Genomic DNA, 11,190 nt, shown 5'->3' with positions numbered 1-11,190 from the left:
AGCAAATTCTATAAATTATGTTTACAACTCCTCCTTCCAAAAATTCTGCCGAAAGCAATGCGCCCCTTTTCTGTTGGGACATTGCACACCCAAGTTTACAAAAACGAATCCAAACCACTGAGGACATCAAATGCGTACAGCAATTAGCTACACAATTCCAGTGGGACTGGACGCTTGACACCAAATCGCTGCTTGTCCGCAATTACACCTTAGTAATCACCAACTTATCCAAAGAAATTGTTTGGGCGAGTCAGCATTTCGAGAAGTTGACAGGGTATGCGTGCGCAGAAGTAATTGGAAGAAAACCTACTTTTTTACAAGGGGAAGAAACAAGCCAAAAATCACTCCAAACGGTTCGCGAAAAGCTATCGACCAACGCACAAGTGGAGACAAAACTTCTCAACTATCGCAAAAACGGAGAAACGTATTGGTGTGAAATCCGCATTCTTCCCATCCACAACGCTGACGGTTTCTTGACGCATTTTATTGCAATTGAAAAAGAAGTTGATTACTGAGTACTTGTACGTAAATTTCAGTTTATTAGTAGTTTATACTGCTTCGGACGGAGCCGCCCCTGCGGAAGCGTAACCTTTGTAGAATAGAAAAATCCGTTCATAAAGTTTGAATCCTTTTTTTTGCTTCGGAGAAGCTCATACAAATGTTGCGCCTCTACAGAGGCGGCTTTGGATTCCTCAAAAACTTATAATCAAATACTACAAATGTTGCGCCTCTACAGAGGCGGCTTTGAATTCCTCAAAAACTTTTGATTAAATACTACAAATGTTGCGCCTCTAACGAGGCTGCTTTGGATTCCTTAAAAAATTTTGATCAAATACTACAAATGTTGCGCCTCTACAGAGGCTGCTTTGGATTCCTCAAAAACTTTTGATCAAATACTACAAATGTTGCGCCTCTACAGAGGCGGCTTTGAATTCCTCAAAAACTTATAATCAAATACTACAAATGTTGCGCCTCTAACGAGGCTGCTTTGGACTCCTCAAAAACTTTTAATCAAATACTTGAATAACCAAGTTGGCTCAATTCAATTGCTGCTCTAGCTCCAGCGCCATTGGCACCAACACATGGTCTTCGATGATGGCGTGTTTACGAAGTTCCAATTCAAACAGCTCCACTTGGTTCAAGAAAATTTTATACGGCAAAGGCACTGATTCGTCGCCAGAATAACGCCGAATCAACTGACTTACCTCCTGTAATTCATCTTCGATGGGCGAATGAGAATCAATAAATTGTTGGATACTAAAGTTCGATTTTTCCTCTGAAGTCCGAAGTTCGGCGGGCTGTTTTGAAACCTCAATGAGTTTCTGAATATAAGGAAACAGCTCTTTCTCTTCCATCCGAATGTGCTCAATCAAATGGGTCTTGTAGTCATTGAAGAAATACGCTAAACTGGCAAGCAGCTGATGGCTTTGTCCGTATTTGCTAAAAATATGCACCAACGATTGTTCAATTTCGGGAAGTTTTTTGGTAAGATAATAACGGTGAGTGGCTTGTAAGTACGTCAGAATTTCTCCAATCGAGAACTTCTGCATTTTTTCAAAGGGAAAGTCTTCTTCGTTATTATACAAATCTAAAATGAGCTCGATAAGCTCAGGGTTCATGTCTATTACTTTGCCTCCTGCTTTTTGCTCTTTGTCTTGGGGCAAAGAATCACCAAATCTTTCAACGACCAATTGGTACGTTTTTTCGGTGTCAATAAAATCATGTAGTGCAGCCATACTATTTCATTTGGGTTGAAGCCAAATCTAGCTACTACTGCGTAATCAAACTATGATAAAAATCAGGAAAAAGTTGGGGGTTTCCTGTTTGGAGTTTACGGTTGCGGGTTTGAGGTTTGAAACTGCAAACCCACAACCGTAAACTTAGCAACTATTGTGTCATCTGTGCTTCTACAACGGCGATGGCCACCATGTTGACAATTTCACGAACTGAGCTACCCAACTGCAAAACATACACAGGTTTACCCATACCCAACAACAACGGCCCAATGGCCTCATACTCACCTACTTCTTTGAGAAGGTTGTAAGCAATGTTACTGGCTGACAGGTTCGGGAAAATAAGCGTGTTTGCGCCGTCTTCGACTAGTTGAGAGAACGGATGATTGGTTCGTAACAACTCCGTATCAAACGGTAAGTGCGCTTGCATTTCTCCATCCACAACCATATCGGGGTGTTTGGCGTGTAGTTTTGCTACGGCAGCGCTCATTTTTTCAGCGTCTTCCCCCTTTGCACTTCCAAAGTTTGAGTAGGTCAATAAAGCGATACGTGGTTTGATGTTGAAACGTTCGACCGCTCTTGCTGTAAGTTCTGTTATTTCAACCACGTCATCTACTGTCGGGTTAAAATTGACGGTTGTGTCAGCCAAAAACAAAGGGCCACGGCGAGTTAGTAAGATATACATACCCGCTACTTTTGTCACTCCTGGCTCTTTTCCAATGATTTGAAGTGCTGGGCGTATCGTATCAGGATAATTACTTGTTAAACCTGAAATCAACGCGTCGGCCTCACCCATCTCTACCATCATCGCTCCAAAAGAGCTTCGATAATACATCATTTTACGTGCCTCAATCGGGTTCACGCCTTTACGCTGACGCTTTTTGAAATACGCTTCAGCATAGCGGTCAATGTTCTCCGCTTGTTCGGCGCTGTATGGGTCAATCACAGGTACATCGGCCATGTCAAGCTTATTGACTTCAATGATGGCACGAATACGCTCCTCTTTTCCAAGCAATATAGGGAACGCAATTCCTTCATCGCGTACTTGTTGGGCTGCTTTGAGTACTTGCACATTTTCAGCATCCGCAAATACAACGCGTTTTGGCGCTTTACGAGCTTTACTGATAATCACTCTTGAAATCTGATTATCTTGACCAAGGCGTTTTTCCAACTGCTGAGCGTACGCATCCCAATCAGCAATCGGACTTTTTGCAACGCCACTGTCCATTGCAGCCTTGGCAACGGCAGGCGCTACGGTGGTTAGTAAGCGCGGGTCAACGGGTTTTGGAATAATGTACTCCCGCCCAAACGTCAAGTTGGTCGTATTATAAGCTAAGTTGACAATATCTGGTACGGGCTTTTTGGTCAATTCTGCCAATGCACGCACTGCGGCCAACTTCATTTCTTCATTAATTTCACTGGCGCGTACATCCAATGCTCCACGAAAAATATACGGAAATCCGAGTACGTTATTTACTTGGTTGGGATAGTCTGAGCGACCTGTGGCCATAATCACGTCCTCGCGGGCTTCTACTGCATCAGGATACGGAATTTCAGGATCAGGGTTGGCCATCGCAAATACCATTGGATCTTTGGCCATCGAGCGTACCATGTCTTGCGACACAACGTTGGCTTTTGACAAACCTAAAAACAAATCAGCTCCTACCATCGCATCGGCAAGAGAAGCAAAACGGCGCTCTGAAGCAAATTCTTTTTTAAGGTCATCAAGGTCCGTACGGGCGGTATTGATATGCCCTTTGCTATCAAACATATCGACATTTTCGCGACGAACGCCCAATGCCATATACAGTTTGGTACATGAACTTGCCGAGGCGCCCGCACCTGAAACGACAATGCGAATATCTTCGACTTTTTTGCCCACGATTTCAAGGCCATTCAACAAGGCAGCCGCACTGATGATGGCCGTACCGTGTTGGTCGTCGTGCATGACAGGAATATTCAGTTCGGCTTTGAGACGACGTTCAATCTCAAAACACTCTGGTGCCTTAATGTCCTCAAGGTTTACCCCACCGAAGGTTGGCTCCATAATTTTGACAGTCCGCACAAACTCGTCCACGTTTTCGGTGTTAAGTTCGATGTCAAACACGTCGATGTCGGCATATATTTTAAACAGAAGGCCCTTCCCTTCCATCACGGGTTTGCCAGCTTCTGGGCCTATATTACCCAAGCCTAACACGGCGGTTCCGTTACTAATAACAGCTACCAAGTTACCTTTAGCGGTGTACTTATAGACATCCTCGACGTTGCGGTGAATCTCCATACAGGGTTCGGCAACGCCAGGAGAATATGCCAAAGACAAGTCGAGTTGGTTGTTGGTCTCTTTGGTTGGCACAACTTGAATTTTGCCAGGGCGGCCCTTCGAGTGGTAGTAAAGCGCGTCCTCTTTGCGAATTTTTGGAGGCATAACGGTTAATTGGAGGTTGATTTTGGGGCTGCAAGGTACGAACGAAAATCATTTGTCGTACTAATTAATTGAGTTTTTGTCATAAACCTACCCGATAAGTTTCTGAATCGCACAAAGGCATGAAAACAAAAAGCCGTCTATTCTCCTCTAAATGGGGAATAGACGGCCAAAATGACGACTATTTATTAACAAAATTTAGACCAATCGTTTGATAATTTCATTGGATGAGATACCTTCAGCCTCGGCCCTAAAGTTACGAACGATACGGTGGCGTAAAATAGGTGCCGCAACTGCTTTCACATCCTCAATATCAGGTGAATATTTACCATTAATAAGGGCATTACATTTGGCCGCCAAAATGAGGTTTTGCGACGCACGCGGGCCCGCCCCCCATTCCAAATAGCTTTTGGTATCTGCACTTGCGAACTCTCCGTTGGGGCGAGTTTTGTGAACCAATTTTACGGCATATTCTACCACATTATCTGCCACAGGTACCCGTCTAACTAAGTGTTGAAACGCTTCAATTTCAGCCCCCGAGATTACTTTGTTTACCGTGGGTCTGCTGTCGGCAGTGGTTGCTTTTACGATGTTTAATTCTTCTTGGAACGAAGGATAATCCAAAGTTACCATAAACATAAAACGGTCCAATTGAGCTTCAGGAAGTGGATACGTTCCTTCTTGCTCGATGGGGTTTTGCGTAGCTAACACAAAAAACGGACGGCTCAAGGCGTGTTTTTGACCTGCCACAGTCACGGCATACTCTTGCATCGCTTCCAAAAGCGCGGATTGTGTTTTGGGCGGTGTACGGTTAATTTCGTCGGCCAAAATGATATTGGCAAAAACGGGTCCGCGCACAAAACGAAAGTTACGCTCGTTGTCTAAAGTTTCTGATCCAAGAATATCAGAAGGCATCAAGTCAGGCGTAAACTGAATACGGTTAAAACTCAAATCAAGTGCGTTTGAAATTGTCTGAATCAACAGGGTTTTGGCTAACCCTGGTACCCCCACAAGCAGACAATGTCCTTGACAAAAAATGGCTGTCAAAAGTAAACGTACTGTTTCATCTTGACCTACAATCACTTTTCCAATCTCGGTGCGGAGTTTTTCATAGGATTCTTTCAAAGCTTCGGCAGCTGCAACGTCAGAACTAAACTTCATTTCATCTAAAGGGTTTATGAGTTAATAGATGGGGGATTTAATTTTTTCAATTATCATCGGGATTGATGCCGAATATTCGACATCCTTGGTACTCAGGTTCAACTTTGATAAATACGTCAGCTACTGCTTTTTTAAACCACTCATCCACCGCCTTTGTTTTCTTGTTTGCCAAAACAATGTTGTTAAGTTTTTCAAAGTCTAACTTCAAACTCGCCGTGTGTGGCTCCGACTTACTCTTATAATAGACGATACGCATGGCCGTTTTACCATCGTCCGTACGGTAGTTCAATGGCGCACTTATCGTGCCAACTTTCATGGTATCCAACATCATGTACAAGTTATAATCCATAGAAGCATCCAATGGCAAGCGCGACGCGCCCGATTGTGCATCTTTGATTAGCCCTCCTGCATCGGCAGTGTTTTTGTCTTCCGACCAATCTTTGGCCAATCTTTCAAATTTAACCGTTGTATCTGTTTTAATCACTCGGTTTAAGCTATCTAAAACACGCTGTGGTTCACTCAAATCCATGCGGTTGTAATCAGGGCGCAACAAAATGTGACGCGCGTGGTATTCAGCCCCACGGATTTCGAGCAATTGAATCAAGTGCAAGCCAAATTCTGACTCTATCGGTTCTGAGATTTCGTTCGGTTTGAGTTTCAACGCCGCTCCTTCAAACTCTGGCACCATCATTCCGCGCTTGGCAAACCCTAAATCTCCGCCTTGTTGTGCCGAACCAATGTCTTCTGAATAAGCCGAGGCCAAGCCAGCAAAATCTTCTCCTTTTTCTACCCGTTGTTTAAAATCCAACAACTTGTTACGAAGTTCGTCTTTTTGCGCCTTGGTCACTTTTGCAAAACGCACAATTTGTCCAATTTCTACCTCCGCAGGAATAAACGGCAAACTGTCTTTTGGAATCGCATTAAAAAACTTGCGAATTTCGCTCGGTGTTACTTTGATTGCTTCCGTAATTTTGCTTTGCATTTTGTCCGAAAGCATTTCTTCCTTGATTTCACTGCGAAGCTCTGCTTTTAGTGTCTCAATGCTTTTGCCATAAGCCTCCACAATGTTCTTTTCTGAACCAAAGCGTTTGGCCATGTATTCCATCCGTGCCGAAATTTGGTTATCAATTTGCTTATCTTCCACCTCAACCGAGTCAATTTCAGCTTTGGCGAGGAGCATTTTACGGATAATCAAACTTTCCAATGCTTGGCATTGGTTGGGTGCAGGTTGGTTTTGTTGTTGGTATTGTAAAATAAGGTTTTCAAGGTCAGAGCGAAGGATGTAGTAGTTATCTACTTTTCCGATTACTTTATTGACACTGACACTTTTCCCTTGTGACCAGCCCGAAAGGCAACTAATAAACACCAATACGAGGGTAAGGCTACTGAATCGTTGAATGAGGGTATTTTTCATATAATACTAAATGGACTGCTTATTTTGACAGTTTACGCAATTCTTCTTCGTTTACTTGTACGCCAAATTTTTGACGCAATTGATTAAGCCAATTTGTTTCGAGTTGTTTTTGGAAATCATTTATCACTGCACCCCGCGCTTCGTTAAAGGTTTTGATACGAGCGGGTTCAATTTTCTCAATGTTAATAACGGCTTTTTTCCCATTTACGTTTACTTGTTGCATTCCAGCTTCCCAACGACCCGCATTTAAGTACGCATTTGCACCTTTCGCAAAAGCACCATCTGTGATGCTAATTACTCCTGTCTTCTGGGCATTTAGCGCTTTTTCGAGGTCTTTTTTAGAACTACTAAAATACTGAAAACTAATGCGGCGGTTGCGCGTATCGGCAGCTACAGGCTTATATTTACCATTATCTTTTTCGATAATTCGCGTCAACGATACGCCATCACCTGACAAAGCCTTGATGGCATTTTTCAAGCGAGCGGCCGACACAGAATCGGCTTCCTCTGGGCCAGCAAACGACGATACCTCTACCACATAGTTTTCGTTGTTCATCAATGTCATCGCCACATCAACCAGCGCTTCGCGGTGTTTTTCGGTCAATATCGTTGATTTTGAATCAAAAATAAGGTCAGTTCCCTTTCTACGAAGTTGATAAGGCGCAGACTTCAGCGACTCTTGCGCCCGTTTCAGGAGTGAATCGCTATCCGACACCAAAATAGTCGCTAGTGCGCGCTCGGGATACTGGTATTTCTGTTTGTTTTGCTCCCAAAGTTTCCGCTGCCCGAGGGTATCCGACAATGACGGCTGCCAAACATTGGCTTCCATGGTTTGAGAAAACAACAAACCATCGTTCATTTCCGTCACAAGTGCTTTAAATTCAGGGTATTTTTTGTCCAAATTTTTCTCTTCGACTTCAATCAGCTTTTTTTCCAAATACGTACGATAGTAACGTTGTCCAACCACCAATGGCGACGAATTCGGCGCAGCAGGTCGCTGAAAATCACGTACATATTCCAAAAACTGGTTTACTAAAAACGACTCATTATCAATACGAAACAGTTCTTTTTTATCAAGCGTTGCGCTGAGAGGTTCGATAAACTTCCACTGACCGTTTAAGATAGACGAATCAAATTTGGCAAGCGCTGCTTCACGAATAGGTTCAGCTTCCGTTATTTTATAAGAAGCTCTTAGCTTTTTGATAAGTGCTTGTTGGATAACTTCACTTCTTGAATCGGTGGTTACTTTTTGGCGAATTTGAGGAGCTGCCTCGGCAAATGATTCAATGGGCTTTTTGGAAAGCAATTTGACAATATGCCAACCATAATTTGATTGAAATGGCGCAGAAATGTCACCCACGTTTTTCAAAGAAAATGCCGTATTCTCAAACTCAGGCACCATTTCACTTGGCCCAAATTCACGCAGAACACCCCCTTCGTTTTTTGTTGTGGCATCGTCCGAATAATCACGACACACAATTTCCCAGGCTTCTTGTTGAAGCAAGGCCGCCGCTTTTTCTGCCTTGGCTTTTGCGGCGATTTTTCCAGCTTCTGTTGCGCTCGAACTAACGCTCACCAAAATATGCGCCACCTGTACTTTTCCACGCGCAGGACGGCGTTCAAGTACTTTAATCAGGTGATAACCTGCCCGCGATCGCACAGGGTTTGACACTTGCCCAACTGGCAGCGTAAAAGCGGCTGTCTCAAACGGATAAATTGTTTTAAAAACAGGAAAATAACTTTCTAAATCTCCCCCCTTTGGACTTGAAATAGGGTCTTTGGAATATTGTTTGGCGGCACTTTCAAAATCAATTTCTTTCTGAATGATGCGTCCACGAAGTTCGCTGATGGCACGATAAACAGACAACGTATCCGCAGGCAAAGCATCGGGCGAAACAGGAAGCATGATGTGTGAGATACGAACTTCTTGCTTCATTCGTTCATACGCCTCCGCCACCAAATTATCCACCAACGCCTTGTCCATCAAGTAAGGCTGCGCAAGTTGCTGGCGATAAGAAGCCATTTCTTCACGAAAACTAGCCAAAGTATCAAGCCCTGCGCTTTGAGCACCCAATACTTTTAATTTAAGGTTTGTGTAAAGCTGTAGGTATTCGCTAATGCCCGTGGGCTTGGTGGTATCGTCCGAAAACTGGTTTTTGGTAAATGACTGAAAAAACTCATCGGTTGTAATTTTTTTTCCGCCAATGGTCAGAATCGTTGGCTCAGACGGTGGTGGCGGTGGAGGGGTGGGTTTCGATGTAGTACAGGCTGTAATACCAAGAATCAACGCAGCGACGACGAAATAGCTATACTTCATTTGAACTTCTTTTGGTTCGTTAATTAAACACTAATCAAGCTTCATTTATTGTGAAGTTTGCAAAGTTACGCCAACTTTCCGAAAGTTTAAACAAACATTCGTTTTGTCAATAGCTCCTTTCTATAACCGAAATCGCTTTATCTTTGCACCATGCGTTATTTTTTGGAACTTAATTACCGAGGGACGGACTTTCACGGGTGGCAAAAGCAACCCAATGCTCCCACTATTCAGGAAGAACTAGAACGAGCTTTTGGGGTTATTTTGCGTCAACCGCTTGAAATTATTGGCAGCAGTCGCACCGATGCGGGCGTTCATGCCGAACAACAATTTGCCCACTTTGACGTACCCGAGCCCCTCCCCGCCCCCGACCGACTTATCCACGGCATCAACAGTGTTTTGCCTAACTCCATTGCGGTCAAAAACCTTATCTTGGTCAAAGACGATGTTCATTCGAGGTTTGCGGCGACGCACCGTTGCTATCAGTATCGAATTGTCTATCAACGCAATCCATTTTTGGTGGACTTGGCACATACGTATCGGCCTATTTTGGATGTACAAAAAATGAACGAAGCAGCAAAACTTCTTTTGCAATACGAAGATTTTGAGTGCTTTAGCAAAATACACACCGACGTAAAGACATTCATTTGCAAGATTGCCTTTGCCTACTGGAAACCGACCGACTTGGGCATCACTTTTCACATCAAAGCCAATCGCTTTTTGCGTGGCATGGTACGCGCCATTGTAGGAACACTGCTTGAAGTAGGACGTGGCCGAATGAGTATTGAACAATTTGAGCAAATCATTATTTCCAAAAACCGTAAAAATGCCGCCGCTCAGGCACCTGCTTGCGGGCTTTTTTTGACTGAAGTAGGCTACGAATGGAACGAACTTTTGAACTAACTTACACTTCCCTTGAATAAAATAGGTATTATCATCCTCGCCGCTGGAGAATCAAAACGGATGGGTTCTCCAAAACAGTTGCTCCAAATTGAGGGCAAAAGTCTAATCCATCGCACAGCCGAAATCGCCCTTGCTACCGACTGCTACCCCGTGGTGATGGTCATTGGTGCTAATAAACCGCAAATTGCCCCCGAAATTGTTGACTTACCCCTCACCATCATCGACAACCCTATGTGGCACGAAGGCATGTCGTCTTCCGTAAAAATGGGACTTGCGGGCGTCTATATGACTTACAAAGAAATCGAAGCCGTCATCATTCTTGTCTGCGACCAGCCTTACCTTTCGGTTTCGCTGCTAGAACGAATGGTCGAAATTTATACAACCAAAAAACCTCGCCTTATTGCCTGCCGTTATGGCGAAGAATTGGGCGTACCTGCGTTATTTGACCGTACACTTTTTGAGGAGCTTTTAGACCTTAAAGGCGACAAAGGTGCCAAGCCTGTGCTGATGAAACACCTAGACGAAGCGCATATTCTCCAGTTTGAAGCTGGCAGCATCGACCTTGATACGCCCGACGAGTACCAAGCCTTTCTGGATGGTCTTCGTTAATTTTAAAACATACTGACAAAAATCAGTATCCAATTCTTCGATTTTAATTTGGATTTATTCTAAACAAATATGTATGTTTGCAAAAAATTAGAATTATTCTAAATAAAATTATTGTCGTAGTAAGCTCAAAGCAAGCCTTGCACAAGATGAATAAGAATCCTCACATTGAAGCCGTTACGCTCCGTCTTAATCAATTTTTAGAAGTAAAAGGGTATCGCCGTACCCAAGAGCGTTACACCATTTTAGAGGAAATCTATGCAAAAAACGATCACCATCACTTCGATGCTAGTGAGCTACGCGAAACCCTCATTCAAAAGGGTTTTCATTTGAGCATGGCAACCGTTTACAATACTTTGGAATTATTTGTAGAAGCTGGGCTCATCAAAAAACATCAGTTTGGCGGACAAGCTGCCTCTCACTACGAACGAACCGTTGGTAGCGGTCAGCACGACCATATTCTTTGTTTGGATTGTGGTTTTGTCAAAGAGTTTTGCGACCCACGGATTCATACCATCGAAAAAACCGTCAGCGATTGGTTTTCTACCAACATCGCATATCACTCTTTGGTGCTTTACGGCCATTGCACTGAAGAGCTTTGCAAAAACCGAATTACCAAGAATGTGAATTAATTTTT

General features: G+C 43.5%; 9 protein-coding genes. 4 read left to right on the top strand and 5 right to left on the bottom strand.

The annotated features are described in order from the left end of the window. Positions 1-17 precede the first annotated feature (17 nt). Positions 18-515, top strand: a complete 498-nt coding sequence (locus tag AC23P2_RS06430) for a PAS domain-containing protein (protein WP_487772424.1) — start codon at positions 18-20, stop codon at positions 513-515. 522 nt (positions 516-1,037) lie between these two features. Here AC23P2_RS06430 and AC23P2_RS06425 read toward each other — a convergent pair. From AC23P2_RS06425 to AC23P2_RS06405, 5 genes are all read right to left on the bottom strand, one after another. Beyond that, complete coding sequence (locus AC23P2_RS06425) at positions 1,038-1,736, bottom strand: hemerythrin (RefSeq protein ID WP_487772423.1); 699 nt, start codon at positions 1,734-1,736, stop codon at positions 1,038-1,040. A gap of 151 nt (positions 1,737-1,887) precedes the next feature. Further along, the gene (locus AC23P2_RS06420; protein ID WP_487772422.1) at positions 1,888-4,158 is read right to left on the bottom strand and encodes an NADP-dependent malic enzyme; all 2,271 of its coding nucleotides are present in this window, start codon (positions 4,156-4,158) and stop codon (positions 1,888-1,890) included. A gap of 195 nt (positions 4,159-4,353) precedes the next feature. Further along, entirely contained in the window at positions 4,354-5,316 is a 963-nt protein-coding gene (locus AC23P2_RS06415; RefSeq protein WP_183973072.1) for an AAA family ATPase, read from the bottom strand. Between the two features lie 46 nt (positions 5,317-5,362). Continuing rightward, entirely contained in the window at positions 5,363-6,730 is a 1,368-nt protein-coding gene (locus AC23P2_RS06410; RefSeq protein ID WP_487772421.1) for a peptidylprolyl isomerase, read from the bottom strand. A gap of 19 nt (positions 6,731-6,749) precedes the next feature. Beyond that, positions 6,750-9,047 carry a peptidylprolyl isomerase gene (locus AC23P2_RS06405; protein WP_487772420.1) on the bottom strand — a complete coding sequence of 766 codons (2,298 nt, stop codon included), beginning with the start codon at positions 9,045-9,047 and terminating at the stop codon, positions 6,750-6,752. Positions 9,048-9,197: 150 nt separating this feature from the next. Between AC23P2_RS06405 and truA the strand changes: the two genes are divergently transcribed. From truA to AC23P2_RS06390, 3 genes are all read left to right on the top strand, one after another. After that, positions 9,198-9,947 (top strand): tRNA pseudouridine(38-40) synthase TruA, encoded by a 750-nt coding sequence (gene truA, locus AC23P2_RS06400; protein ID WP_487772419.1) that lies wholly within the window; start codon positions 9,198-9,200, stop codon positions 9,945-9,947. Between the two features lie 12 nt (positions 9,948-9,959). Further along, positions 9,960-10,556 carry a nucleotidyltransferase family protein gene (locus AC23P2_RS06395; RefSeq protein ID WP_487772418.1) on the top strand — a complete coding sequence of 199 codons (597 nt, stop codon included), beginning with the start codon at positions 9,960-9,962 and terminating at the stop codon, positions 10,554-10,556. Between the two features lie 146 nt (positions 10,557-10,702). Beyond that, positions 10,703-11,185 carry a Fur family transcriptional regulator gene (locus AC23P2_RS06390; RefSeq protein ID WP_487772417.1) on the top strand — a complete coding sequence of 161 codons (483 nt, stop codon included), beginning with the start codon at positions 10,703-10,705 and terminating at the stop codon, positions 11,183-11,185. The last annotated feature ends 5 nt before the right edge of the window (positions 11,186-11,190 follow it).

This window comes from Runella sp. R0.1_18 (assembly GCF_057652155.1).
This window is presented reverse-complemented; position numbering and strand designations above follow the sequence as displayed.

Excerpts from the sequence above, each read along its gene's own strand:
- AC23P2_RS06410 (WP_487772421.1), bottom strand. The coding sequence starts at position 6,730 with ATGAAAAATACCCTCATTCAACGATTCAGTAGCCTTACCCTCGTATTG.
- AC23P2_RS06430 (WP_487772424.1), top strand. The coding sequence starts at position 18 with ATGTTTACAACTCCTCCTTCCAAAAATTCTGCCGAAAGCAATGCGCCC.
- AC23P2_RS06415 (WP_183973072.1), bottom strand. The coding sequence starts at position 5,316 with ATGAAGTTTAGTTCTGACGTTGCAGCTGCCGAAGCTTTGAAAGAATCC.
- AC23P2_RS06420 (WP_487772422.1), bottom strand. The coding sequence starts at position 4,158 with ATGCCTCCAAAAATTCGCAAAGAGGACGCGCTTTACTACCACTCGAAG.
- truA (WP_487772419.1), top strand. The coding sequence starts at position 9,198 with ATGCGTTATTTTTTGGAACTTAATTACCGAGGGACGGACTTTCACGGG.
- AC23P2_RS06390 (WP_487772417.1), top strand. The coding sequence starts at position 10,703 with ATGAATAAGAATCCTCACATTGAAGCCGTTACGCTCCGTCTTAATCAA.
- AC23P2_RS06425 (WP_487772423.1), bottom strand. The coding sequence starts at position 1,736 with ATGGCTGCACTACATGATTTTATTGACACCGAAAAAACGTACCAATTG.
- AC23P2_RS06405 (WP_487772420.1), bottom strand. The coding sequence starts at position 9,047 with ATGAAGTATAGCTATTTCGTCGTCGCTGCGTTGATTCTTGGTATTACA.